This is a genomic window from Escherichia marmotae (genome assembly GCF_002900365.1).
GTDB lineage: Bacteria > Pseudomonadota > Gammaproteobacteria > Enterobacterales > Enterobacteriaceae > Escherichia > Escherichia marmotae.
This window is the reverse complement of the sequence record NZ_CP025979.1, coordinates 576,588-602,262: the sequence shown is the minus strand read 5'-3', so window position 1 is coordinate 602,262 and position 25,675 is coordinate 576,588. Positions and strand designations below refer to the sequence as shown.

Genomic DNA, 25,675 nt, shown 5'->3' with positions numbered 1-25,675 from the left:
CGGCAGGATACTAAAGGCCGCAAGTGTAACGCGAATCGCACGACTGGCAAATATCCGGAGACAGGAGCGAAAATAAAACAAAGTAAAAAGCCTCGTAAATTCGACGAGGCTTTATAGCGAGATTGAAGCGCGTTTACACTTCAGATCAGTGGATTCGATCAGATAGCTGTTACGTTAACAGCCGCCGGACCTTTCTGGCCGTCCTGAATTTCGAACTCAACGTTCTGGCCTTCGGCCAGAGTTTTGAAGCCATTACCCTGGATAGCAGAGAAGTGTACGAACACATCTTTGCTGCCATCTGCCGGAGTAATGAAGCCAAAACCTTTAGACTCGTTGAACCACTTAACCTGACCTTTAATCTTTGCCATTTGAAAAATTCCTTAGATTGTTTTCTTCGCCCGCAGGCATTACAGAGATAAAACTGACACATTACTGCATGAGGCACTAATATAAGGCTCGGCAGAGAAGCGGTATTCAACGACAACGTGTTTACTCAGGACTTCTTTACTGAAAATGCCACACATAAACAGAACTGTACCTCGTTTAACCCGAAACTGTTATCACATACAACGTTAATTATGGCAAGCCATTTTTAAACATGTCTCGATCAGCCGCACAAATCTCGATACGCCTTCCACTTTTTTTGCACACTTATGCAACGGAATACGTGCCGATATATCGATGCACTTAACCATACCATTACACGCAGATACTTGACCTGATGCAGTTTCTAACATAGTTCAATAAGTTCAGTTCTTCCAGAGCAGCAGTACAAGTTATTACGCAATGCGAGCGATATCACTTTTTATGATATATAACGAATAAAATGTTATATAACTTCACCCAATAAAACAGATAGTTAACAACATACACAGGTGAAATGAAGAAACCAGACTTAATGCTCATTATTAATTTAAAATAAGAAAAATTGATGAATTACTAAAAAGTGAAGGGAGAAACGTTTCGCTAATAAATAATACCGCAATTGATCACAATTCCGATGTAAACATCCCAATAGCTTAGTGCGATTAATATCTTTTTCCGATACCGCTATTATGAAATAAATAACACGATAAATAATCGAAGTCAGACCAGAGTATTAATTTGAATCAATTGCACCACTATAGTGCGGATAAGATGAGTAACCCATCAGCATTAGGGCTACTCAAATTTTGAGGAAAGATTACCGTTCCGCTACCAGGCGGATGATATCTTCATCTTCAGCCGTTTTTAGGTTCTCAGCAGTATTCGCATCCGTTTTTTCAGGTTCGTTTGCTTCGCACAAACGACGTAACAGTGCATTTTGCCGTTTTTGCTGTTCCAGCAATGCCTCAAGAAGTTCAATCTGTTCGTTAGTCCGTGAACTGGCACGGTTGATGAAAAACCACAAGATGAGCCCAATAGCGAGAATTACCACCGATACAACCAAAGACGCAACGTTCATTACGCCTGAATTTACAACTTCGTTCATTTCACCACCTCTAAGTAGAGGTGTCATTCTACCACTGCCACACAGGAAGGAAATCTACTGCTGAAAAAATGATATCACCACGGGATAAATTGATTGATGGCACAAATTCCGCTGAAAAATTGTACATCCTGATCGCACATCATGTTGAATACCTGCGCCCATAGCAGCAAGCAAGCCAGCACAGCAACAACCAGAACGACCCATCGAAACTTTTTCACTCCATTCTCCGTTTAACCTACCTTATGTCATTAAACTATCATGCGTTAGTTAAACAGCGCCTAACCATGTCGATATTCGTGCTTTTTCGGAACTATACGCTTGCTTCAGTCCATATTACCGCTACGATTAAGCGAACAAAAAAGAGAAGAGGTCATAATGCGATTCATTATTCGCACAATTATGTTGATAGCACTGGTATGGACAGGATTATTACTAAGCGGATATGGTGTTCTGATTGGAAGCAAGGAAAATGCCGCTGGGTTAGGGTTGCAATGCACCTATCTGACGGCCCGGGATACCAGTACGGTACAATACCTGCACACTAAAAGTGGTTTTTTCGGGATAACCGATTGCCCACTGTTACGTAAAAACAATATCGTCGTCGATAATGGCTAATAGATTAAGGTATAAATACCCACATTAAACTCAATGAATAAAACGTACACTTATCACCAACGTATACGATATTACGCCAGCCATCAGTAACTTTATTTAACCCCCACCAGATAAGAACCTGTCTGAATATTATACAGACAGGTTCTAACTCTAATCAGAACGGATAGTCGTGATACCCCATTTGCGAGGAAATTTTACGTGCGGCCGTATGCAACATAGCTACGTACTCCTGCAAACGCTCTTCAGAGAAACGCAGCGTTGGGAAGGAGATGCTCAGACCGGCAATAACCACACCAAAGCGGTCAAATACCGGAACCGCGATACAACGTAGTCCTTCTTCCTGCTCTTCGTTATCTTCACCATAACCTTGCTCGCGCACCTGGTCCAACACCGGTAGTAACGCTTCGGTACTGGTAATGGTACGATCGGTACTGCGTTTATACTCAACGCCCTCAAGGATCTGCTTCACTTCATCACGATCGCGCCAGGCCAGCAGCACTTTACCAATCGCGGTGCTGTAAAGCGGATTACGACGACCAATCCGTGAATACATGCGCAAATTGTACATAGAGTCAATTTTGTGGATGTAAACAATGCTGTCTTCGTCCAGTGCGCCAAGGTGGATGGTTTCTTTCGTCAGGCGGGAGATTTCGCGCATCTGGATATCTGCGCTACGAATGAGATCGACGTTTTGTAAGGCACGAGCCCCCAACTCAAACAATTTCAGGGTCAGAGAATATTTCTCCGACTCCCCTTCCTGCGCCACATACCCCAGGGTTTTCATGGTCTGTAAAAAGCGATAAACGGTGCTTTTTGACATCATGACGCGCTGTGACAGCTCGGTTATCCCTATTTCGCGCTCTTCGCCCAGCGCCTGTAAAATGCCAAAAACCTTCAGTACAGAAGATACAGAATCAGGCTGTTTATCCAGATCTGCGTTAGCCATTTATCACCTCATTGCGAGTGTTTTATAAAAATCAGAACTGTTTTTTATTATAATTTCGCGCCTGGGTGGTCGCAATCCATCTTTTGCCGGTTAGTTACAATTCTGCGACATCCGCCGTGAATATCAGTGCTAGAATCATAACCCTGTTGATTATCATCCAAAGATATAAAATTCCTATGCCAAAAGTTCAGGCCGATGGCCTGCCGTTGCCTCAGCGATACGGCGCGATTTTAACCATTATTATCGGTATTTCGATGGCGGTCCTCGACGGCGCTATCGCCAACGTCGCCTTGCCAACTATTGCTACTGATCTTCACGCCACGCCAGCCAGTTCTATTTGGGTGGTGAATGCCTATCAAATCGCGATTGTCGTCTCCCTGCTTTCGTTTTCGTTTCTGGGAGATATGTTTGGCTATCGACGCATTTATAAATGCGGCCTGGTCGTATTTCTGCTGTCATCGTTGTTCTGTGCCCTTTCTGATTCGCTGCAAATGCTAACTCTGGCGCGTGTAATACAAGGTTTTGGTGGCGCAGCACTAATGAGCGTCAATACTGCTCTTATCCGGCTAATCTATCCACAGCGTTTTCTGGGGCGGGGAATGGGAATTAACTCGTTTATTGTCGCCGTCTCCTCTGCTGCCGGGCCAACTATCGCCGCGGTAATCCTCTCCATCGCGTCATGGAAGTGGCTATTTTTAATCAACGTACCGTTGGGTATTATCGCCCTGCTTCTGGCAATGCGTTTTCTGCCACCTAATGGTTCTCGTGCCAGTAAACCACGTTTTGACCTGCCCAGCGCCGTGATGAACGCGTTAACATTTGGTCTGCTTATTACCGCGTTGAGTGGTTTTGCTCAGGGGCAATCGCTGACGTTGATTGGTGTAGAACTGGCGGTAATGGTTGTCGTTGGTATTTTCTTTATTCGTCGTCAGCTTTCTCTTCCCGTGCCGCTGTTGCCAGTGGATTTACTGCGTATTCCGCTTTTTTCACTGTCTATTTGCACGTCTATTTGCTCTTTCTGCGCACAGATGCTGGCAATGGTCTCCCTGCCCTTTTATCTGCAAACGGTGCTCGGACGTAGTGAAGTGGAAACAGGTCTACTTCTGACCCCATGGCCGCTGGCAACAATGGTGATGGCACCGCTGGCTGGTTATCTGATAGAACGCGTGCATGCTGGGTTACTTGGAGCTTTAGGGTTGTTTATTATGGCGGCGGGGCTTTTTTCGCTGGTTCTCTTGCCTGCTTCACCTGCCGATATCAATATCATCTGGCCTATGATCTTGTGCGGTGCCGGTTTTGGATTATTCCAGTCACCCAATAACCACACCATTATTACTTCCGCCCCGCGGGAACGTAGCGGCGGTGCCAGTGGCATGTTAGGTACGGCTCGTCTGCTTGGTCAGAGTAGTGGCGCAGCGTTGGTGGCACTGATGTTAAATCAGTTTGGTGATAATGGTACGCACGTCTCGCTGATGACCGCGGCTATTCTGGCAGTAATCGCTGCCGGTGTTAGTGGTTTACGGATCACCCAGCCACGATCCCAAGCATAAAAAAAGCGCGTCAACCTGGACGCGCTTTTTGAGTATTTATTTCATCTTACTTCAGGTATTCACCCGTGCGCAGAGCCTCAATACGTTTATCCAGCGGCGGGTGGGTCATGAACAGCTCGCTCAGCGATTTTGACTTACCGTTAATGCAGAAAGCCATCATGCTGGTTGCTTCTTGCGGTTCATAGCTGGTTTTCAGGCGCTGTAGCGCAGCAATCATTTTTTCACGGCCAACCAATTTGGCTGAACCGGCATCAGCGTGAAATTCACGGTGACGCGAGAACCACATGGTGATAATGCTCGCCAGAATACCAAACACTAACTCCAGTACCGTCGCAACTGCAAAGTAGATCAGCGGGTTGCCGTTACTCTCTTCGCCTTCGTCGCGGTTACCGCCCATGAAGCCAGCGGCCAGTTGTGCCAGAATACGGGAAATAAAGATAACAAAGGTGTTCAGCACGCCCTGAATCAGCGTCATGGTAACCATGTCACCATTAGCAATGTGGCTAATTTCGTGGGCAATTACCGCCTCGGCTTCATCCGGGCTCATGTTTTGCAACAAACCCGTGCTGACAGCAACCAGAGAGGCATCCCGGCGCGCACCGGTTGCAAAAGCGTTAATGTCCGGCGCATGGTAGATAGCCACTTGTGGCATAGCAATCCCAGCCTGACGCGCCTGGGTTGCAACAGTATTGATCAGCCAACGTTCCCTTTCGTTACGCGGTTGCTCGATCACTTCCCCGCCAACAGATCGTAATGCCATCCATTTGGACATCAGAAGCGAAACGAAGGAACCACCGAAGCCGAACAGCAAGGCCATAATCATCAGCCCCTGAACGCTGCTCGACTGTATCCCTGTCAGGCTCAGTACCAGCCCGAAAACGACCATAACGGCCAGGTTCGTTAGCAGGAAGAGCGCGATTCGCATCATAATTTTCTTTTTACCTCAGTTTAACAAAACGCAATATGCGATACCCACATCGTATGGGTTACTCGACTATTTTCAAGTCTGGATAGAGCGTAAGTCACCAGAAAGACACAACTTTACATTTTGTAGCATCTGATTTACGGCATCTTGCCGCTGTAAAAAAATCAGGCACAATTTCTTGTGCCTGATTGATGTTACTTGACGGGAGCGGGCTGTTCCGCGGGTCTGGCTTTTTCCAGACGCGCCAAATCAAGCGCGATGTTCACTGTCTCATCCAGATATGGATCCGGCTCCTTATAATCTTTTGGCAGATCATCCAGTTTCTTCAATGCCGGTTTTCCTTCGCGTTTAAAGCGATCGTTCAACCGCGCCAGACGCGTCGCATCATCTTCGTTATTCTCTTTTTCACGCACGGCGTAGTTCAGAGAGACGATGTTACGCTTATCCTTCATGGCGTTGAAGCGAGCGATATCCTTCATGATATTCTGGAATTCAGGATCCTTCGCGATACGCGCATTATGTTCCTTCAACAACTCCGGCTCAAATGCCGTTAAGTCTCCTGATTTCACATAGGTTGCTGCGTCGATGCTATCCCACGGCAGCGCATTATCTTCGAATTTCTCACCCGTTTCCGTCTCTTCATTGCCCGTAGGCATGATGATATCTGGCGTTACGCCCTTACGTTGCGTACTGCCACCGTTAACGCGATAGAATTTCTGGATTGTATATTGTACTGAGCCTAACGCAGGCCATTCTGGGCGCAACATCTGATCGTAGATGCGGTTCAGAGAGCGATACTGCTGGACTGTGCCTTTACCAAATGTCGGCTCGCCCACAACCAGCGCGCGACCATAATCCTGCATTGCGGCAGCAAAGATTTCCGAAGCCGAAGCACTGAAACGATCAACCAGCACCACCAGCGGGCCTTTATAGAAGACCTGGCCGTCGGTATCACTGTCTTCACGGACTTTACCGTTGTTATCGCGAACCTGCACAATCGGACCTGATGGGATAAACAAACCAGAGAGCGATACCGCTTCAGTCAACGCACCGCCACCGTTGCTACGCAGGTCGATGATGACACTGCTGACATTTTGTTTTTCCAGTTTCTGCAGTTGAACTTTGACATCGTCCGTCAAGCCAACATAGAAGCCCGGAATATCCAGCACACCGACTTTTTCTTTGCCAACCGTCTTCACAGACATTTTAACGGCACGGTCTTCCAGACGAATGCGCTCACGCGTCAACGTCACCGTGCGGGTTTTAGTGCCTTTACCCGCAGGTAAAATTTCCAGACGAACCTTACTGCCCTTCGGCCCTTTGATTAAGGCAACAACATCATCAAGACGCCAACCGATCACATCAACCATCGGTTTACCGGTTTGTCCGACCCCGACAATTTTGTCACCAACGCTAATCGCTTTACTTTTCGCAGCCGGACCACCCGCCACCATCGAATTGATAACGGTGTAGTCATCATCCATTTGCAACACTGCGCCAATACCTTCCAGCGATAAACTCATTTCAGTATTGAACTGTTCGGTATTGCGCGGGGAAAGGTAGTTGGTATGCGGATCAATTTCGCGTGCGAAAGCCGTCATTGCCAGCGAGAAAACATCTTCGCTGTTAGTTTGTGCCAGGCGGCGAATAGCAAATTTGTAACGACGCGTCAGGGTTTCACGAATTTCTTTATCCGTTTTTCCCGCCAGCTTCAGGCTTAACTCGTCGAATTTAACTTTGCTGTCCCACAGCGCGTTTAACTCAGCCTCATTTTTCGGCCAGGGCGCTTTGCTGCGGTCAAGGTTATAAGAATCATTACCGGTAAAATCCATCGGTTTTTCCAGTACCGACAACGCATACTGGTAACGTTCGAAGCGGCGTTTTTGCGCCAGATTGTAAAGATCGTAGAAAACGTCGAGTTTGCCGGAACGAAGTTCATCGCCCAACTCGGTTTTCTTTTTCGCGAATTGTTCGACATCGCTAGCCAACAGCACGTTGTGGCTGTAATCAAGCAGATTCAGGTAGCGGTCAAAGATTTTGGCCGAGAACGCCTGATCGAGGTCGAATTGTCGATAATGGGAACGGGTGAAGCGCGACGTTACGCGCTCACTCACAGTTGCATGCTGCGTCTCTTCCTTTAATACCGGAATCTGATCAGCACGCGTAATATCTTCTACAGCGAAGGTCTGGCCTGCTATTGCAAGCAGGCCAGCTAACGCGGTAAGCCTAAAAAACATGTTCATGCCTGGCCCGGCCTCCGTTTCAGAACACCAGGTGTTCTGCGCGCACAATCAAAGACATACCCGAATTCAGTTGGACGCGGACGCCGTCTTTGGTGATTTCTAATACGGTGGCATCCATCGCGTTTTGACCAGCTTTCACCTTCAGGGCTTGTCCGACAGTCAGAGCTGAAATGTCAGAAACCGGGGTATGCTGTTCTTCGCGAGGTGCTTTTACTGTTTTTGGCGCTTTCTCAGCCGGTTTTTGCGCACGAGGTTTGCGCTCGGCGCCTTCTTTACGGCGTTGCGCAGCAGGACGTGGTTTACGTTCACGACGTGGTGCATCTTCTTTCTCACCAGCAGCGATGGCAGCTTCGCGTTTTTTAGCTTGCTGTTCAGCACGCTGGGCCTGAACGCGCGCTTTCGCTTCTTCAAGCTGCTTGCGAGCATGTTCTACATGTTGCTCGTCCAGCTCACCGCAAGGGTTGCCGTCAAGATCGACACGCGTCGCGCCTGGTTTAACACCATACAGGTAGCGCCAGCTCGAAGTGTAGAGACGTAAAGCGGATCGCAGTTGCGTTTTGCTCAGGTTCATTTCCCCGGCAACACGATCGACCAAATCCTGAAAAATACCGATTTTCAGCGGACGCGCTTCACCTTCCGCACTGAAACAGTGGGGAAAACGTTCGGCCAGAAACGCGATTACTTCTTTACTGCTATTCAACTTAGGTTGATTTTCCATGAAATTTCCTGATTACAACGGACGTAGCCAACAAGCGCAGGCATGAACAGGCGTCATTATAATGACGCCATCAGTAAATGCTACGTTATCCGTTGATTATCCTGCGACGCTCGCAAAGAATTTTTTGTAATCCGTCGTTGCAAGCACCTTTTCAAGCTGTGCCACAAGCTGACGTAAGCCTTGTTCGTCCTCGTCGGTGAAGCGACCGAAAACGGTACTGTCGATGTCGAGAACGCCAATAATCTGATTTTTCACCACCAACGGTAGAACAATTTCAGAATTACTCGCCGCATCACAGGCAATATGTCCATCGAATGCGTGAACATCCTCGATTCGCTGTACTTCGTTACGGGCAACCGCGGTGCCACACACGCCGCGCCCGATGGGGATCCTTACGCAGGCAATTTTGCCCTGAAACGGTCCGAGAACCAACGTCTCATCTTCGAGTAGATAAAACCCCGCCCAGTTTACGTCGGCCAGACGTTCGTATAATAACGCGCTGGTATTAGCCAGTGTTGCCAGAAAACTGGTTTCTCCCGCCATCAGCGCATTAAAGTCGCGGTTTAAGTCCGCGTAAAATTCTGTTTTGTTCATTATATAATCACTTGGTTGTCTTACCTGGAACTGCCAGCCTATTAAAATAAGCATTAAATGCGTTAATGCTCAAGATCATTCCCATCATGAGTTAAGATTAGTGTTAATTCTTATTACATTTGGCGCGTCATGGCTCTTTACACCCCACAAGTTACGCCAACAAAAAAAATAACAGTGAGATCAATTGGCGAAGCGTTGCCGCATGGTGATTACCAACGCTGCCCGCAATGTGACATGCTGTTCAGCCTGCCAGAGATAAATTCACACCAAAGTGCCTATTGCCCACGCTGCCAGGCAAAAATCCGTGACGGACGCGACTGGTCGCTAACGCGCCTGGCGGCAATGGCCTTCACAATGCTGTTGCTGATGCCTTTTGCGTGGGGCGAACCACTATTGCATATCTGGTTGTTAGGTATTCGTATTGACGCCAACGTAATGCAAGGCATCTGGCAAATGACCAAACAGGGAGATGCGGTAACGGGCGCAATGGTTTTTTTCTGCGTTATCGGTGCCCCCCTCATTCTGGTGACATCTATTGCCTGGTTGTGGTTTGGTAATCGGCTGGGAATGAATTTACGTCCGGTGTTGCTGATGCTTGAGCGGCTGAAAGAGTGGGTAATGCTGGATATCTACCTGGTCGGCATTGCCGTTGCCTCTATAAAGGTGCAGGACTATGCCCATATCCAGGCCGGTGTCGGCCTATTCTCTTTTGTAGCGCTGGTTATTTTAACGACGGTGACGTTGTCACATCTTAATGTTGAACAGTTGTGGGAGCGATTTTACCCTGAACGCCCTGCCACGCGTAGGGATAAAAAACTACGCGTTTGTCTGGGGTGTCACTTTACCGGCTACCCTGATCCGCGCGGTCGCTGTCCCCGTTGCCATATCCCGCTTCGCCTGCGTCGCCATCATAGTATTCAAAAATGTTGGGCGGCGCTGTTAGCTTCAATCATCTTGTTGTTTCCTGCCAACCTGTTACCTATTTCGATCATTTATCTGAACGGTGGTCGACAAGAAGATACGATCCTTTCCGGGATTATGTCGCTGGCGAACAGCAATATTGCCGTTGCCGGAATCGTATTTATCGCCAGTATTCTGGTGCCATTTACCAAAGTGATTGTTATGTTCACTTTATTGTTGAGCATTCATTTTAAGTGTCAACAGGGGTTACGTACGCGAATAATGTTACTGCGAATAGTGACCTGGATTGGCCGCTGGTCGATGCTGGATCTGTTTGTCATTTCTTTAACCATGTCGCTGATTAATCGCGATCAAATCCTCGCTTTTACTATGGGACCGGCTGCGTTTTATTTCGGCGCAGCGGTTATTTTGACTATTCTTGCAGTGGAATGGCTGGACAGCCGCTTACTTTGGGATGCACATGAGTCAGGAAACGCCCGCTTCGACGACTGAAGCGCAGATTAAAACTAAACGCCGTATCTCACCTTTCTGGCTACTGCCATTCATCGCGCTAATGATAGCAGGTTGGCTAATTTGGGGGAGTTATCAGGATCGAGGCAATACCGTCACCATCGATTTTATGTCAGCGGATGGCATTGTTCCGGGTCGCACACCTGTTCGCTATCAGGGCGTTGAAGTCGGAACGGTGCAGGATGTCAGTCTGAGCGACGATCTGCGTAAGATTGAAGTGAAGGTCAGCATCAAGTCCGATATGAAAGATGCGTTGCGCGAAGAGACGCAGTTCTGGCTGGTGACGCCAAAAGCTTCGCTGGCAGGTGTTTCCGGGCTGGATGCGCTGGTCGGCGGAAACTATATCGGCATGATGCCAGGTAAAGGTAAAGAGCAAGATCACTTTGTCGCCCTCGATACCCAGCCCAAATATCGGCTGGATAATGGTGATCTTATGATCCATCTGCAAGCCCCCGATCTTGGTTCGCTGAACAGCGGCTCGTTGGTCTATTTCCGCAAAATCCCGGTGGGGCGAGTCTATGACTATGCGATCAATCCCAATAAGCAAGGCGTGGTGATTGATGTCCTGATTGAGCGGCGCTTTACCGACCTGGTGAAAAAAGGCAGTCGCTTCTGGAACGTTTCTGGCGTTGATGCCAATGTCAGTATCAGTGGCGCGAAGGTGAAACTGGAAAGTCTGGCTGCTCTGGTTAACGGTGCGATTGCCTTCGACTCGCCGGAAGAGTCGAAACCTGCCGATCCGGAAGATACCTTTGGTCTGTATGAAGATCTCGCCCACAGCCAGCGTGGGGTGCTCATAAAACTGGATCTGCCAAACGGAGTCGGATTAAGCGCCGATTCAACGCCGCTCATGTACCAGGGACTGGAAGTCGGGCAACTGACCAAACTGAATTTAAATCCAGGTGGCAAAGTTACTGGTGAAATGACCGTTGATCCCAGCGTAGTTACCCTACTTCGTGAAAATACTCGCATTGAGTTACGTAACCCGAAATTATCCCTCAGCGATGCCAATCTGAGTTCCCTACTGACCGGCAAAACCTTCGAACTGGTGCCAAGTAATGGCGAGCCACGCAAAGAGTTTGTTGTTGTGCCTGGCGAGAAAGCCCTGCTGCATGAACCGGATGTTATGACGCTGACCCTGACCGCGCCGGAAAGTTACGGTATTGATGCCGGTCAGCCGTTAATTCTGCATGGTGTACAGGTAGGCCAGGTAATTGAACGTAAACTTACCAGCAAAGGCGTCACCTTTACCGTTGCCATCGAACCGCAGCATCGTGAACTGGTAAAAGGTGACAGCAAATTTGTCGTTAATAGCCGTGTTGACGTGAAAGTGGGACTGGATGGCGTCGAGTTCCTCGGTGCCAGCGCCTCAGAATGGCTCAACGGTGGCATCCGCATTCTGCCGGGCGAAAAAGGAGAGATGAAAGCCAGCTATCCGCTGTATGCCAATCTGGAAAAAGCCCTGGAAAACAGCCTGAGCGATTTGCCTACAACGACCGTGAGTTTGAGCGCGGAAACGCTGCCAGATGTGCAGGCGGGATCGGTAGTGCTGTACCGCAAATTTGAGGTTGGTGAAGTTATTACCGTACGTCCTCGGGCCAATGCCTTTGATATCGATCTGCATATTAAGCCGGAATATCGCAATCTCCTGACCAGCAACAGTGTGTTCTGGGCGGAAGGTGGCGCAAAAGTTCAGCTTAACGGCAGCGGCCTGACCGTACAGGCATCACCGCTTTCACGGGCATTAAAGGGGGCTATCAGTTTCGATAACCTCAGCGGTGCCAGCGCCAGTCAGCGTAAAGGCGACAAGCGAATTCTATATGCTTCCGAAACAGCCGCTCGTGCGGTTGGCGGGCAGATTACGCTCCATGCTTTCGATGCCGGAAAACTGGCTGTTGGTATGCCAATTCGCTATCTCGGTATTGATATCGGGCAGATCCAGACGCTGGATCTGATCACCGCACGCAATGAAGTACAGGCAAAAGCGGTGCTCTATCCGGAATATGTCCAGACCTTCGCCCGCGGAGGTACGCGCTTCTCGGTGGTCACACCACAGATTTCGGCAGCGGGCGTTGAGCACCTTGATACCATCCTTCAGCCGTATATCAATGTCGAACCTGGTCGGGGTAATCCTCGCCGTGACTTTGAGTTGCAAGAAGCCACCATTACCGATTCTCGTTACCTTGATGGCTTAAGCATTATTGTTGAAGCGCCAGAAGCCGGGTCATTAGGCATTGGTACTCCGGTACTGTTCCGTGGTCTGGAAGTAGGTACGGTTACCGGAATGACGCTGGGGACATTGTCAGATCGGGTGATGATTGCGATGCGCATCAGTAAGCGATACCAGCACCTGGTGCGTAACAATTCCGTCTTCTGGCTGGCATCGGGCTACAGTCTGGACTTTGGCCTGACGGGTGGTGTGGTGAAAACCGGCACCTTTAATCAGTTTATCCGTGGAGGGATCGCCTTCGCTACCCCACCAGGAACGCCACTGGCACCGAAAGCTCAGGAAGGCAAACACTTCCTGTTGCTGGAAAGCGAACCGAAAGAGTGGCGTGAATGGGGCACCGCCCTGCCTCGTTAATCTCCTCCTGCTCCGGCGTGCCTGCGCCGGAGCGTTTATGCTAAACTGCGCGCCTGTTTTTTTCCGCTGGTACATACTTGTGGCTCAACACACCGTTTATTTCCCGGACGCCTTTCTGACGCAAATGCGCGAAGCGATGCCTTCGACACTCTCTTTTGATGATTTTCTCGCCGCCTGCCAGCGCCCGTTGCGCCGCAGCATTCGCGTTAATACGCTGAAAATCTCCGTTGCTGATTTCCTGCAATTAACCGCACCTTACGGCTGGACGTTAACACCGGTTCCCTGGTGTAAGGAAGGTTTCTGGATTGAACGCGACGATGAAGAGGCATTACCGTTGGGCAGTACCGCCGAACATTTAAGTGGCCTGTTTTATATTCAGGAAGCCAGTTCGATGTTACCGGTTGCGGCGTTGTTTGCCGATGGTAACTCCCCGCAACGGGTGATGGATGTGGCGGCTGCGCCGGGATCAAAAACCACGCAGATTGCTGCGAGTATGAATAATGAAGGCGCGATCCTTGCCAATGAGTTTTCCGCCAGCCGGGTAAAGGTGTTACATGCCAATATCAGCCGCTGCGGTATCAGTAACGTAGCTTTAACGCATTTTGATGGCCGCGTGTTTGGTGCAGCATTGCCAGAAATGTTCGACGCCATATTGCTGGATGCTCCCTGCTCCGGCGAAGGTGTGGTACGTAAAGACCCCGACGCGCTGAAAAACTGGTCACCGGAAAGCAACCTGGAAATCGCCGCCACCCAGCGTGAACTGATTGACAGTGCATTTCATGCCTTACGTCCTGGCGGTACGCTGGTTTACTCGACCTGTACCTTAAACCGTGACGAAAACGAAGCCGTTTGCCTGTGGCTGAAAGAGACTTATCCCGATGCAGTAGAGTTTTTGCCGTTGGGCGATCTCTTCCCTGATGCAAAAAAGGCGCTGACCGAAGAAGGCTTCTTGCACGTCTTCCCACAAATTTATGACTGCGAAGGCTTCTTCGTTGCTCGTCTGCGTAAAACTCAGGCCATTCCTGCCTTACCCGCACCGAAATACAAAGTGGGCAATTTCCCGTTTAGCCCAGTGAAAGATCGCGAAACCGCACAAATTCGGCAGGCGGCTGCGAATGTTGGCTTACAGTGGGACAAAAACCTGCGTCTCTGGCAGCGTGATAAAGAAATCTGGTTATTCCCGGTGGGCATTGAAGCGTTGATCGGTAAAGTCCGATTTTCTCGTCTGGGAGTAAAACTTGCCGAAACGCATAACAAAGGTTACCGCTGGCAGCATGAAGCGGTCATTGCCCTTGCCTCACCCGACCACGCTAACGCGTTTGAACTAACACCACAAGAAGCAGAAGAGTGGTATCGTGGGCGCGATGTTTACCCGCAGACCGCACCAACCGGGGATGATGTGTTGGTCACCTTCCAGCGCCAGCCAATCGGTTTAGCCAAACGTATTGGCTCGCGACTGAAAAACAGTTACCCGCGTGAGCTAGTGCGCGACGGAAAACTTTTTACGGGTAAAGCCTGACAGTACACAAAAAGCGCACGTTTTGACTGGCGAATCTGACTGCCTTGACTAGGCTGAAAAATGGTGCGATCGGACTGGTCGTACCACAACCAGCACTTCAATGGAGAGCACGAAGATGAAAACCAGTGTGCGCATAGGCGCTTTTGAAATCGATGACGGCGAGTTACACGGCGAATCGCCTGGTGACCGAACGTTGACCATTCCCTGTAAATCTGATCCGGATTTATGTATGCAACTGGATGCCTGGGACGCCGACACCAGCATTCCTGCCCTGCTAAACGGCGAACACTCTGTCCTTTACCGTACCCGCTACGATCAACAGTCCGATGCCTGGATTATGCGTCTTGCCTGATCCAAAAAGAACCCGTCGGCATGACGGGTTATTTATCCCGGTTATTTTCCCGTTGTAAAATATCTCCTAAACTTAACGGTACGGCAACGCACTTCGAGGATGAAATGTTCGCGCTGGTACTTTTTGTTTGCTATCTGGACGCTGGTTGTGAAGATATTGTGGTTGATGTCTACAATACGGAACAGCAGTGCCTCTACTCAATGGACGATCAACGGATCCGCCACGGTGGCTGTTTTCCCGTTGAAGATTTCATTGATGGGTTCTGGCGGCCTGCGCAAGATTACAGTGACTTTTAATTACTGGAGTCGTTCCAACGTGAGTGTTCCACCAAAGACCGCGTCGGTATCAATATAATGCAAGTTACCGATATCTACGCGATGGCGTAATGGCGTATGACCAAACCAGAAATGATCAGCGCCGGTAATTCCCTGCCCTTTTCGGCCTTCACGCAATCGCGAGCGACTCCACAACACCTGATGCAGATCGACTTCCTTATGCCACTCATAAATATCATTGGGGTAATCCGCATGGGCGATGACATGCAGTCCGCTACTACAGCTTAATTCAATTATCCACGGCAAAGACCCGCACTTTTCCAGCGCCCTTCTCGCTTGCTCACGTTGGTGCTCTGTCAGTGCGGCAAACCAGTCGCCACCATTCATAAACCACAAAGACATCTGCTGCGATGCCAGCGCATCCATCGCCATCTGCTCATGATTGCCTCTTACCGCCCTGACCCAGCGTTGATCCAGTAATTGCAGGCAACGCAAACTCTCCGGGCCACGATCGATAACGTCACCAACCGAGATTAACAAGTCTTGCCACGGGTCAAACCGGCAGAACCATAATTTCTCTCGCAGTTGCGCCAGGCAGCCATGAATATCACCCACCAGCCAAATATGTCGCCACTGACTACCATCAATTCTCTGATAGATGTGGCCTGCCTGTTTCATCAATTCCTTACTCCCGCGCATAAGATCACATTATTTTAACAAAAATGTTAAAAAAGCCTGGACTGAAGCAGTAGAGTGTGTGTTATGGTTGATTGTGAAGTCAGTGAGGGAAAAGCAGTAATGCCATTATCAAACTGGCTTTATAGATAAAAAGAGACCGAACACGATTCCTGTTCTCGTCAACAAAAAAGAAAACCTTTTTAAATTAATACGTTAACCAAAATTACGCTCATCTTTTAATCCCAAACACGTGCCATTGCATGTTAATGCATTCAATTAGTTACCATTTTTTTCGAGTTTTTTAGAGAAAATTTCGGGACTATTTCAGACCAATCCAGGCAGAAATAAACAATCTATGAGTTGAATAATTTCACAGCAATTATGTAAGATTATTTCCGGCTGACTTTCATTCAATTTCGCACTATCGAGCGTACGTCAGCCAGCCGCAGTACGTTCTTGCATACGACGTGCCGCGGCTTCTTTACAATTTATAGCGGTACTGGTGAATTATGCGCAATCTGAACCCATACATGACATATGGCACCCCGCGTCTCTTTTTACTGGGCCAAAGCCGATGATGCTGGCGGTACTATCCCCTCCAGACTTACTGAACAAGATCATCTTTTCACTGATACATGAGCGACACAAAACTCCCGATGGTAAGCGGCTCGTCAGAACCGTATTGATATTTACTGAGAGCTCAGATCAACTTTCCAGGGCAACAGATCGCGTACCCGGTTTGCCGGCCAGTCCTGGATATGTTCAATGACGTAACGCAGCCACTTTTCTGGCTCCACATTGTTCAGACGGCATGTGCCGATCAGCGAGTACAACACCGCCGCATGTTCACCACCGCTGTCGGAACCCGCGAACATCCAGTTTTTCCGGCCTACGGCCACTCCCCGTAAGGCGTTCTCTGCGATGTTGTTGTCGATTTCCACCCAGCCATTACTGCAGTACACGTTCAGTGCATCCCACTGTTTCAGCAGGTATGCGAACGCTTTTGCCGTATCTGAGTGACGCGACAGTGTTTTCATCTGTTGCTGTATCCAGTCATACAGTGACTGCATCAGTGGCGCGGCTCTGGCTTTTCTTGCCGCCAGACGCTGTTCTGCTGAACAGCCCCGGACCTCTGCCTCGATGGCATACAGTTCACCGATACGCTGCAGGGCTTCCGTGGTGATGTAGGTGGGCGCTCTTGCATGCACATCGTGGATTTTTCTCCGGGCATGAGCCATACACGCGGCTTCCGTTATTCTGCCGGATTCGTATAACGCCCGGTAACCACCGTAAGCATCGGCCTGAAGCACACCGCTGTAACCGGCCAGGTGATTTTGTGGATGGATACCTTTCCGGTCCGGACTGTACGCGAACCAGACCGCCGGGGGCATCTGTGAACCGGCGTTACGGTCATCACGGACGTAGACCCACAGCCGGGCTGTCCGGGTTTTACCGCTGCCCGGCTCCTGGACCGGGACGGGGATATCATCAGCATGGACTTTACCGGGCATCAGCACATACTGGCGCAGGACGTCATACAGCGGCTCCAGCAGTTCAGCAACAGCACCTGTCCAGCGCCCCAGTGTGGCACGGCTCAGCTCCACTCCCTGACGACGGTATATTTCTGACTGGCGGTATAACGGCAGATGGTCTGCATATTTCCCGGTGACAACATGGGCCAGAAGCCCCGCTCCGGCATAACTGCGTGCAATGGGTTTTGAAGGTACTGGTGCCTGCACGATATGGTCGCACCGGCAACAGGCCTGTTTCGGACGTTGTGTTTCGATAACCTTAAAGGCGCTGCTGATAAGCTCCAGTTGCTCTGACACATCACATCCCAGAGAACTGAGTTCACCACCACAGGCAGGACAGCATTCCTCTTCCGGCCGGATAACCCGGGTTTCACGGGGAAGTGAGGCCGGTAACGGTTTACGGGCTGAAGACTGGCGCAGGGCGGATGGCAGTACCGGGTCATATTGCTCACCCAGCGTTTCCGCCATTTCTTCCTGAAGTGCGCTGATTCGCTCCTGTGCTTCCTGTATCTGCCGTTCGGTTTTTGCACGAAGTTTTTCTGAGCTTTTACCGAACTGCATACGTTGCAGTTTCGCAACCAGCGCCTTCAGCCGGTTGATTTCGGAAGCATAAGCCGCCACCCGCTGTGAGAGCAGGCGGTTGTATTCAGCCATCTGGCGGATGGTGTCCTGTTGCGTCTGCAACAGTGCCCGCAGGCGGGCGTTCTCATGAGCAAGTGAGGTGTCCATATCCTCACTTTACAACGGGTTATATGCGGATTCCAGCGCGTTCCGTTCGTTTCGGGTGCTTCCAGTTGATACCTTCAAGAAGCATGGATAACTGAGCCGGAGTAAGGTGCACCTTGCCGTCACGGGTGACTGGCCAGACGAAGCGGCCCCGCTCCAGGCGTTTGGTGAAGAGGCACAGTCCGTCACTGTCAGCCCACAACACTTTTATCTGGTCACCCCGGCGTCCGCGGAAGATGAACAGGTGTCCGGAGAACGGGTCATCCTTCAGGACGTTCTGAACTTTTGATGCCAGGCCGTTAAAGCCATTTCGCATATCGGTGATACCTGCAACCAGCCAGATACGCGAACCTGCAGGGAGAGATATCATCAGTGGCTGCTCCCTTTTATTTCGCGGATAAGTGTCTGTAATAACGCCGGCGTCAGTTTACCTTTAAGCCTGAGAGTTCCGGCCGGCAGAACCAGCTCACAACACAGACTGTCGGACGGTGTATTTATCTGCTCTGGTTCCTGTGCGGGGGCCGGGATTTTATTATCCGGCTCCGGCGTTAACGTCACGGGAAGCAGTGCCGGCATATTTTTTCCGGAAGGCAGCAGGCCACCTTTCCGGTATTGATGGCGCCAGTTGAAGAGCAGGTTATCGTTGATTCCGTTTTCCCGGGCGATCTGCGCCACACAGGCTCCGGGCTGCAGTGACTGCTCCACTAAGGCGATTTTAAACTCATAAGGGAAGTTGGGCCGCCGGGGACGTTTTTTTACCACGGGGGCTTCGGATATAACGGTGCTTTCAGGACGTACGACTGGTACCGTGGAAAATTGTCCGTAAAGGCAGGCATCAAGTTCCTGCTCCGACATGCCTGCGGGCAAAGGCCACGAAAGGCCAGCTCTCCGAAAGCGCACGAACATACTACAAACTGTTGATTTTGGTACACCCAGGCGACGCCCGGCCACAACCCGGGGTAAATGTTCTTCAAAGTGAAGACGTAAAGCTTCAGTGATCCAGGTCCGGTGTTTCATACGATAGTGTCCATTAAAAATGATGGACATTATTTTTGTAGAGCCGGAGGAAACAGACCAGACGGTTTAAATGAGCCGGTTACCCCGATGTATTTCTCTTGCAGAAACTCCGGGCAAAAACTCCTGCCGTACGATATATGAAACTCGATCATCCACATTCAGAAAATTCACCATGCAGGGAGAAGACAGTAAAGTTAACGAAGAATATCCTTGGTGTTGCTTCTCTCTTCTCCTGACAAGGGGTTGTGACGTTGCCACCATTGAGAATGCATTCCGACTGAGCATTCAAATATTAAGCATAACACTTAACCGACTGAAAAAAACAAGAACAATACGGTGAAAACAAGCGACTCATCATAAAAACAGTATCGCTTTTTGACAGCAAAATCACCTGGTCTTTTTTAAATTAGCAATATAAATTTCAAGACTGAAGCAATCAATTTTTCCTTATTATTCTCTGATACCACATTTCTCATGATGTTCACCTTTCAGCGAGGTTATTATGAATCCTGTTAATAATACAACACCATCAACTGGAAACTTTTCTTTTCCCAGAACCGCATTAATTAATAATGATCACCATCATTCTCTCTCCGAATGGGCTGAATGGGCTCAAAGCAGCACGCCAGGAGAAAATAGAGAAACAGCCCTGATCCGGCTACAATTATGTCTGAAAAATAATGAAGAATCTCTGGATTTATCCTCATTAAAGCTGACATCTCTCCCTTCATTGCCTGAGCATGTCACATCACTCAAAATTAATAACAATGCTTTAACTTCACTTCCCAGGTTACCCCCTGCCCTTGAAAAAATCGAGGCATCATATAATCAGCTGACAACTCTCCCGGAATTGCCTGGGTCATTGCAAGTCCTTAATGTGGGGCGCAATCGTCTATCCACACTTCCTGAACTACCCGCATCACTGAATTTTCTTAACGTGAATAGCAATCGTCTATCCACACTTCCTGAACTGCCCGCATCACTGAAAAAACTTAATACGGGATACAATCAACTCTCTGCCCTTCCTGAATTACCATCATCACTGAAAACACTTAATGCATACCGTAACAATCTCTCCGTCCTCCCCGGCCTGCCTGCATCGCTGGAATTTCTTAATGTACACAATAATCACCTGACCTCACTCCCTCCCTTACCTGCCATGCTGGGAGCGGTTAATGCGGAGAATAATGCGCTGGAAAGTCTGCCTGATTTTCCTGCGGAGCACCGTTCAGGCGCGAGAGCGTACTGGTTCAACCACAACCGGCTCACAACTGTTCCGGAAAACATACTCAGCCTCAGCCCAGAGAGTACTGTCATTATCGCGGAAAACCCCCTGTCTTCCCGGACAAGACAAACGCTGTTAAGACAAACGACAGGACTAAACTACCGGGGACCCCAGATTCATTTCTCCATGAGTGACGGACAACAGCATACGTCTGTTCGTCCCCTCCCTGAGGCTGTGGCCGCCTGGTTCCCGCAAAACAAACAATCTGATGTATCACAGATATGGCTTGCTTTTGAACGTGAAGAGCACGCCAACACCTTCTCCGCATTCCTTGACCGTCTGGCTGACACGGTCTCCGCCCGTAATGCACAGGGATTCCGTCAGCAGGTCTCTGCATTCCTGGAAAAACTCAGTACCTCTGCGGAGCTTCGACAGCAGTCTTTCGCTGTTGCTGCTGATGCCACAGAGAGCTGCGAAGACCGTGTCGCGCTCACATGGAATAACCTGCAAAAATCTCTCCTGGTCCATCAGGCCTCAGAAGGCCTTTTCGATAATGACACCGGCGCTCTGCTCTCCCTGGGCAGGGAAATGTTCCGCCTCGAAATTCTGGAAGACATTGCCCGGGATAAAGTCAGAACGCTCCGTTTTGTGGATGAGATAGAAGTCTACCTGGCCTTCCAGACCATGCTCGCAGAGAAACTGCAGCTTTCCACTGCCGTGAAGGAAATGCGTTTCTATGGTGTGTCGGGGGTGACAGAAAATGACCTCCGCACTGCCGAAGCCATGGTCAGAAGCCGTGAAGAGAATGAATTTACGGACTGGTTCGCCCTCTGGGGACCATGGCATGCTGTACTGAAACGCACGGAAGCTGACCGCTGGGCACAGGCAGAAGAGCAGAAGTATGAGATGCTGGAGAATGAGTACCCTCAGCGGGTGGCTGACCGGCTGAAAGCATCCGGTCTGAGCGGTGATGCGGATGCGGAGAGGGAAGCCGGAGCACAGGTGATGCGTGAGACTGAACAACAGATTTACCGTCAGCTGACTGACGAGGTACTGGCCCTGCGATTGCCTGAAAACGGCTCACGCCTGCACCATTCATAATCACATCGCATAAACCGCAGACCGGACTGATTCCGGAAAAACGCAGGCCCGAATCCCCGGGCCTCATTAATCACTCTGGTTTATCCGGCCAGTCAGGAGCTGCGGTGCCCACTCGACTGACCAGAACGCTGTAGCGTTCCCATGACTCCAGTCGTGCGCGTTCCTCATCCGTTGCCATATTCAGCCTGACAGCGCGCTCCAGTTGCCGAATAACGCTTTCCGCTTCGGAAAGTAACGCGGCCTTTTGTGATTCTGCCTGTTGTTGCTGTTCGTCTGCCGTATAAATCCGCTTAACCACAGCTCCGTCCTTAAACATCCACTTCCCTGAATCATCGGCACGGCGATTAGCTGTAATATCAGGAACTTCAACGACGCTATAGCCTTCAGGGTTAAGTGTGGAGGCATCTTTGGTGATGGCGACAATAATATTATTTTCGTCGTAAACCATTTTTATTGTGTCTGACTGAAAGTTCTTCACTTCCTCATACCAGTTTTTCCCGTCTTCAGCGTAAAGCCAGATGACTCCGTGCTTCTTTGTTAACTCATACTGTTCCAGTGTTTTAGCGTTACCCGCTTTTATGTTCTTTAAGTGCATCATATTAAACGCTCGCTACGTTATACCAGGTGCCATTAATCAGTTTTTGCAGCGGTCGGTAATACACACCGTTAACGTTATCCGCTGAGTTACGGTGGGTATCCGATATCGATATCCCTGACAGCCCGTGTCCCGAAGGTGCGCGAAATGTCCACGAAACGGTGTTACTGCCAGGGGTGTAATACATTTCGGAACCATAACGCACATCCTGCACGCCGCCATTTCGCTGCTGATAGCGGGCATCGAAATTTCCATAGTTTGATGGGGTCATCTGTCCGTTTACAGCGAATGTGATACTGCCATCGGTATTTCTCTGGCTGTAGAAATGCCAGCCGGAATCATCACCAAGCTCTGCAACTACGGGACGGGATGAATTACCCCATAAATTAAACGTTGCGTTTTTCGTGGAGTTGTTGGCGCTGGATAACGTGAATTTTCTGGCAGTTCCGGCCTGAATATTCTTAAAAGCAATAGTCACACCATTCTGAAAACGGAATACTCGCTGGCCATTTGCATAAACATCAAGCAGACCATCGCCGTTCTGTTTCAGGCCGGTATCGTTATCCCCGAAAGCAATTGAATTTCCGCCCAGCGCGTTCTGAACGCCGATACCCAGCGCACCATTGACCTGCAAACCACCGCCAACAGACACTTTATGCGACATGGATATTTCACCCGTCCGCAGATTAATAGTGAACGGACGAAGTGGACCAATATCGCCATTCTCGCCCTGATTTTCCCAGGTAGGAATGAGGTGCAGACACTCTTCCGAACGACGAAAAATAAGACCAAAAGCGTCGTTGAAAATCCTCAGCGCATTAACACCACGGATTTTCAGCTCTCCGGTTATTTTATCGCCTTCCCGATGAACATAGCGTTGATCTGACTGCTCTTTACTGTAAACCTGAAGATTATCCCGTGCCGTCCCTTTATTCTGAAGGTCTGACAGATTGTTCTTCTGCCGCAGGAATATCCTTTTCGGATCCTCAAGAAGATTTACCCAGCCCGCACTGTCGGAGCCTTCAGGATCGGTCAGGTTATCGTCTGTGGTATTCAGCCAGACCGCTGTTGTTGCGACTCCGGCGAGAATGGCTCCTTTTGCATATCCACCAATGGCCCCCGCAAAACCGGCATTATACGTGTACAAACCGCCAGCCTGGGCGAACCGTATTGCTGCGGTAATATCGTACATCAGACCGTTAAAATCCTTGCCGTGTGGCGGTATACCTCCCGCTGAGACCGCTGTCATGGTCACCGGAGGAAAACCTGAATCATACGCAGCATTACCGCTCTCTCTGGTCTGCTGTGTCGCCTTGTCCGGGATACGGTTTTTATCTCCGGTACTCGCAAAGGGGACCGTCAGCTGGCGGGGGTTATCACTGGCCTTCATTACGGGGCTCCTTTAAAACCACTGAAACATAAACACCCGGCGGGGATGGCAGTGCACCCGACGACTGGATAATCGCCAGTTCTGCCAACGAGAGCGCGGACTCAAAGATGTAACTCATCCTCAATCCACCATTATTCAGAACATAAGCCCGGCGTTTTTTTCCGAACATAAATCTCAGCATCCGGTTAATATCCGGAACGGAACAGTCAGTAATGTTCGACATGGCTTTCATCAGTATCAGCCGCCGGTATACAGCATCAGACAGGTCAACAGTCCGGGTATCCGATTTTCCGTTGTAAAACGGTGCCTGATTAAACGGACGGGGATCATCCATTACCGGGGTGTCCATCCTGGACTCGCTGAAGCCCAGGTAATTAAAATCGTCCTTTACCGTCAGCCGGCGACTGACACCCACAATCTTCCCCCAGACATCAAGACCGTACTTTTCTGCGGTATCGATGTTCCAGATAAGACCATAAAAATCACTGATAAAACTGTCGGGGGAAAGCGCTGCGTTAAAGCTGTTAATGAGGGCATTGAGTCGGGGGCTGGCAGCATACTGCGCAAGCACAGTGGCAGCCACATTCTGCACGTTATGCCTCCTGGAGTTTCACACTGATATCCGACACATCCAGAACCGGAATCTCATCTATCCCGAAAGTGACAGCCGTTGTCCATGACGAACCGTCACGGCTCACAGTAAGGCCCAGAATATCAATATGTTCCGGATAGGTTTTGTAAATGCCGGCATAGTAGCGCCCGGCAGAGACAACAGAGGCAACCCTTGCCCGCAGACCACCATCTGTACCATTAAATGCGTCCAGCACGGATTGCTGTACCTGTCGGGTAATATCTGAAGGCAGGTAGTCACTTTTTTTCAGCGTCACACTGACATGCAGACTGACGGGTTTAAGTGTCTGCCAGCTGATCACGTATTCAGGATACGGCGGATCGTACTCCTTATCTGCAACAGTGAACGTTGTGTTGCCATTCATATCAATACCCGGCGGAGCCTTACGCCAGATGGCCGCCGCGATATCTGCCGGGCTGCCGCCGTACACGCCAACATAAAGCGAACCGGGTGTTAATGGATACTGACTGACTCCGGCTTTTTGTTCTGTTTTTTTCGGATTATGGGTGACGTAAACATCCACCACGTTTTCTATCGTGGAGAGTATTTCACCCCGGATGGCTTCCAGAATATTCCGGGCATTACGGGCAACTGAATCGCGTCGGCGGTTTTCAAAGTCCGCACGGGTTTCCTCATCGCTGCCCGGCACACCGGCACTGGCGTTAGTGACACCTGACCAGCCAGGTATTGCCTTATAAATTTTATTCAGCGTCCCCACAGAACAGCCGACGGGGCCGGTGGACAAATTCAGAAATACCGCATCAACCTGCCCTGATGCGCCGATAGTGACGTCTGACTGACTGACATACTTATAACCGGCCTCATCCTGCGCCATACTGCCCGCCGGGATCAGCGTGCCAACCAGCCCGGTACAGGTCGCTGTTACTGTCGTACCTGTGGCCCCGCGGCGCTCCAGGAAATAAATCCTGCCTATTGCATCCTGAAAGCGACCACTGGAAAAGTCAGGGTTGATCTGGTTAACGATATACAGCAACTGATCGTTTTTATCCGCAATAATGGCGCTTTCGCTGGATGCAAGTTGTCCCTGCGGACTGCTCAGACTGGTACTCATGGCCCCGCCCAGCGCCGCCGAAAAATCAGCAAGCCTGCCGCTCAGAATATCCGCTTCATCCGGCACATTCAGCCCGCTATCCGAAATCTGTACAGCGGGCACTGCGGTAGAAAAAGATTTATTTTCACTCATAGCAGTACCGTAAAAATGTCATTATTGGTATCTGTAATACGCAGCACACCTGTTACTGTCCGGGTTTGATCAGCTGTGACCTGGCAGACAGCGGCGCTCACGGTCGGCAGTTTAAGTGCTTCCTGTTGCAGAGTGGCATTCACCAGTTGTGTGCCGGGCCAGTGTCCGAGGATGCGTGGCCAGTAAGGTATGCCAGCCGTTGAGTCGTACCAGCACTCCCCCAGAAAAGTACTGCACGCACACGCCACATCCTGAGCTACCGCATGGGGATTATCAGTAATGGCAAGATTTCCGGTATCATCAAGCAGGATATCCCATGTCCCGGTGTCAAGAAGAAATGATCGTGACTGCAT

26 protein-coding genes and 1 pseudogene are annotated in these 25,675 nt (G+C 49.8%); 9 read left to right on the top strand and 18 right to left on the bottom strand.

All coding sequences use genetic code 11. The features are described 5' to 3' along the window. Window positions 1–158: 158 nt before the first annotated feature. The 4 genes from cspE to mgrB form a co-directional block, all read right to left on the bottom strand. A complete protein-coding gene (gene cspE, locus C1192_RS03200; protein ID WP_001062678.1) occupies window positions 159–368 on the bottom strand; it encodes a transcription antiterminator/RNA stability regulator CspE in 210 nt (69 codons plus the stop codon). Window positions 369–407: 39 nt separating this feature from the next. Next, window positions 408–524 (bottom strand): DUF2627 domain-containing protein, encoded by a 117-nt coding sequence (locus tag C1192_RS03195; protein ID WP_032141266.1) that lies wholly within the window; start codon window positions 522–524, stop codon window positions 408–410. Between the two features lie 659 nt (window positions 525–1,183). After that, entirely contained in the window at window positions 1,184–1,471 is a 288-nt protein-coding gene (locus C1192_RS03185; protein WP_001006870.1) for a YebO family protein, read from the bottom strand. Between the two features lie 74 nt (window positions 1,472–1,545). Further along, window positions 1,546–1,689 (bottom strand): PhoP/PhoQ regulatory lipoprotein MgrB, encoded by a 144-nt coding sequence (mgrB, locus tag C1192_RS03180; RefSeq protein WP_000714549.1) that lies wholly within the window; start codon window positions 1,687–1,689, stop codon window positions 1,546–1,548. A gap of 157 nt (window positions 1,690–1,846) precedes the next feature. On the opposite strand from mgrB, the gene C1192_RS03175 reads away from it, so the two are divergent. Then, window positions 1,847–2,086 carry a YobH family protein gene (locus tag C1192_RS03175; RefSeq protein WP_001211005.1) on the top strand — a complete coding sequence of 80 codons (240 nt, stop codon included), beginning with the start codon at window positions 1,847–1,849 and terminating at the stop codon, window positions 2,084–2,086. Between the two features lie 154 nt (window positions 2,087–2,240). Here C1192_RS03175 and kdgR read toward each other — a convergent pair whose 3' ends face one another. Continuing rightward, window positions 2,241–3,032 (bottom strand): DNA-binding transcriptional regulator KdgR, encoded by a 792-nt coding sequence (gene kdgR / locus C1192_RS03170; protein WP_001262177.1) that lies wholly within the window; start codon window positions 3,030–3,032, stop codon window positions 2,241–2,243. A gap of 176 nt (window positions 3,033–3,208) precedes the next feature. On the opposite strand from kdgR, the gene C1192_RS03165 reads away from it, so the two are divergent. Then, window positions 3,209–4,582, top strand: a complete 1,374-nt coding sequence (locus tag C1192_RS03165) for an MFS transporter (RefSeq protein ID WP_010376166.1) — start codon at window positions 3,209–3,211, stop codon at window positions 4,580–4,582. A 46-nt stretch (window positions 4,583–4,628) separates the two neighbouring features. On the opposite strand, the gene htpX is transcribed toward C1192_RS03165, so the two are convergent. The 4 genes from htpX to msrC all read right to left on the bottom strand — a co-directional run bounded on the left by htpX (window position 4,629) and on the right by msrC (window position 9,062). Next, the gene (htpX, locus tag C1192_RS03160) at window positions 4,629–5,510 is read right to left on the bottom strand and encodes a protease HtpX (RefSeq protein WP_038355629.1); all 882 of its coding nucleotides are present in this window, start codon (window positions 5,508–5,510) and stop codon (window positions 4,629–4,631) included. Between the two features lie 191 nt (window positions 5,511–5,701). Beyond that, window positions 5,702–7,750 (bottom strand): carboxy terminal-processing peptidase, encoded by a 2,049-nt coding sequence (prc, locus tag C1192_RS03155; protein WP_001516268.1) that lies wholly within the window; start codon window positions 7,748–7,750, stop codon window positions 5,702–5,704. Window positions 7,751–7,769: 19 nt separating this feature from the next. Beyond that, window positions 7,770–8,468, bottom strand: coding sequence for an RNA chaperone ProQ (gene proQ, locus C1192_RS03150; RefSeq protein ID WP_000431382.1), 699 nt, complete (start codon window positions 8,466–8,468; stop codon window positions 7,770–7,772). Between the two features lie 96 nt (window positions 8,469–8,564). Then, window positions 8,565–9,062: a free L-methionine (R)-S-oxide reductase MsrC gene (gene msrC / locus C1192_RS03145; RefSeq protein WP_024193572.1), complete on the bottom strand. Its 498-nt coding sequence runs from the start codon at window positions 9,060–9,062 to the stop codon at window positions 8,565–8,567. A gap of 129 nt (window positions 9,063–9,191) precedes the next feature. On the opposite strand from msrC, the gene yebS reads away from it, so the two are divergent. The 5 genes from yebS to C1192_RS03120 all read left to right on the top strand — a co-directional run bounded on the left by yebS (window position 9,192) and on the right by C1192_RS03120 (window position 15,244). After that, complete coding sequence (gene yebS / locus C1192_RS03140) at window positions 9,192–10,475, top strand: membrane integrity lipid transport subunit YebS (RefSeq protein WP_001516266.1); 1,284 nt, start codon at window positions 9,192–9,194, stop codon at window positions 10,473–10,475. Further along, window positions 10,444–13,077 (top strand): lipid-binding membrane homeostasis protein YebT, encoded by a 2,634-nt coding sequence (gene yebT, locus C1192_RS03135; protein ID WP_038355630.1) that lies wholly within the window; start codon window positions 10,444–10,446, stop codon window positions 13,075–13,077. Before yebS ends, yebT begins: the two co-directional genes overlap by 32 nt. A 79-nt stretch (window positions 13,078–13,156) precedes the next feature. Further along, complete coding sequence (gene rsmF / locus C1192_RS03130) at window positions 13,157–14,596, top strand: 16S rRNA (cytosine(1407)-C(5))-methyltransferase RsmF (RefSeq protein ID WP_061090891.1); 1,440 nt, start codon at window positions 13,157–13,159, stop codon at window positions 14,594–14,596. A 115-nt stretch (window positions 14,597–14,711) separates the two neighbouring features. Then, a complete protein-coding gene (locus C1192_RS03125; protein ID WP_001516264.1) occupies window positions 14,712–14,948 on the top strand; it encodes a YebV family protein in 237 nt (78 codons plus the stop codon). A 104-nt stretch (window positions 14,949–15,052) separates the two neighbouring features. Next, complete coding sequence (locus tag C1192_RS03120; protein WP_001516263.1) at window positions 15,053–15,244, top strand: YdfD/YebW family protein; 192 nt, start codon at window positions 15,053–15,055, stop codon at window positions 15,242–15,244. Here the strand turns inward: C1192_RS03120 and pphA are convergent, their stop codons facing one another. After that, the gene (gene pphA, locus C1192_RS03115) at window positions 15,245–15,901 is read right to left on the bottom strand and encodes a protein-serine/threonine phosphatase (RefSeq protein WP_038355631.1); all 657 of its coding nucleotides are present in this window, start codon (window positions 15,899–15,901) and stop codon (window positions 15,245–15,247) included. A 509-nt stretch (window positions 15,902–16,410) separates the two neighbouring features. Between pphA and C1192_RS03105 the strand changes: the two are divergent. Then, window positions 16,411–16,516, top strand: a pseudogene (locus C1192_RS03105) (YkgJ family cysteine cluster protein); the annotation flags it as partial. A 74-nt stretch (window positions 16,517–16,590) separates the two neighbouring features. Here C1192_RS03105 and C1192_RS03100 read toward each other — a convergent pair. The 3 genes from C1192_RS03100 to tnpA are packed head-to-tail and all read right to left on the bottom strand — an operon-like array spanning window position 16,591 to window position 19,206. Further along, on the bottom strand, window positions 16,591–18,162 hold the full coding sequence (locus C1192_RS03100) for an IS66-like element ISCro1 family transposase (RefSeq protein ID WP_000381395.1): 1,572 nt from the start codon (window positions 18,160–18,162) through the stop codon (window positions 16,591–16,593). Window positions 18,163–18,181: 19 nt separating this feature from the next. Then, the gene (gene tnpB, locus C1192_RS03095) at window positions 18,182–18,529 is read right to left on the bottom strand and encodes an IS66 family insertion sequence element accessory protein TnpB (RefSeq protein ID WP_000624622.1); all 348 of its coding nucleotides are present in this window, start codon (window positions 18,527–18,529) and stop codon (window positions 18,182–18,184) included. Next, entirely contained in the window at window positions 18,529–19,206 is a 678-nt protein-coding gene (gene tnpA / locus C1192_RS03090; protein WP_001339397.1) for an IS66-like element accessory protein TnpA, read from the bottom strand. Before tnpA ends, tnpB begins: the two co-directional genes overlap by 1 nt. A gap of 472 nt (window positions 19,207–19,678) precedes the next feature. On the opposite strand from tnpA, the gene C1192_RS03085 reads away from it, so the two are divergent. Beyond that, window positions 19,679–21,502 (top strand): NEL-type E3 ubiquitin ligase domain-containing protein, encoded by a 1,824-nt coding sequence (locus tag C1192_RS03085; protein WP_103194773.1) that lies wholly within the window; start codon window positions 19,679–19,681, stop codon window positions 21,500–21,502. 70 nt (window positions 21,503–21,572) lie between these two features. Here C1192_RS03085 and C1192_RS03080 read toward each other — a convergent pair whose 3' ends face one another. From C1192_RS03080 to C1192_RS03060, 5 genes are read right to left on the bottom strand one after another with little or no spacing between them, the layout of a single operon-like run. Further along, window positions 21,573–22,100 (bottom strand): tail fiber assembly protein, encoded by a 528-nt coding sequence (locus C1192_RS03080; protein WP_103194769.1) that lies wholly within the window; start codon window positions 22,098–22,100, stop codon window positions 21,573–21,575. A 1-nt stretch (window position 22,101) separates the two neighbouring features. After that, window positions 22,102–23,487 carry a phage tail protein gene (locus C1192_RS03075; protein ID WP_103194772.1) on the bottom strand — a complete coding sequence of 462 codons (1,386 nt, stop codon included), beginning with the start codon at window positions 23,485–23,487 and terminating at the stop codon, window positions 22,102–22,104. Continuing rightward, the gene (locus tag C1192_RS03070) at window positions 23,474–24,079 is read right to left on the bottom strand and encodes a DUF2612 domain-containing protein (protein WP_038354845.1); all 606 of its coding nucleotides are present in this window, start codon (window positions 24,077–24,079) and stop codon (window positions 23,474–23,476) included. Before C1192_RS03070 ends, C1192_RS03075 begins: the two co-directional genes overlap by 14 nt. Window position 24,080: 1 nt before the next feature. Next, window positions 24,081–25,322, bottom strand: coding sequence for a baseplate J/gp47 family protein (locus C1192_RS03065; protein WP_038354844.1), 1,242 nt, complete (start codon window positions 25,320–25,322; stop codon window positions 24,081–24,083). Next, complete coding sequence (locus tag C1192_RS03060; protein ID WP_038354843.1) at window positions 25,319–25,675, bottom strand: contractile injection system sheath initiator; 357 nt, start codon at window positions 25,673–25,675, stop codon at window positions 25,319–25,321. The genes C1192_RS03065 and C1192_RS03060 overlap by 4 nt, the downstream gene beginning before the upstream one ends.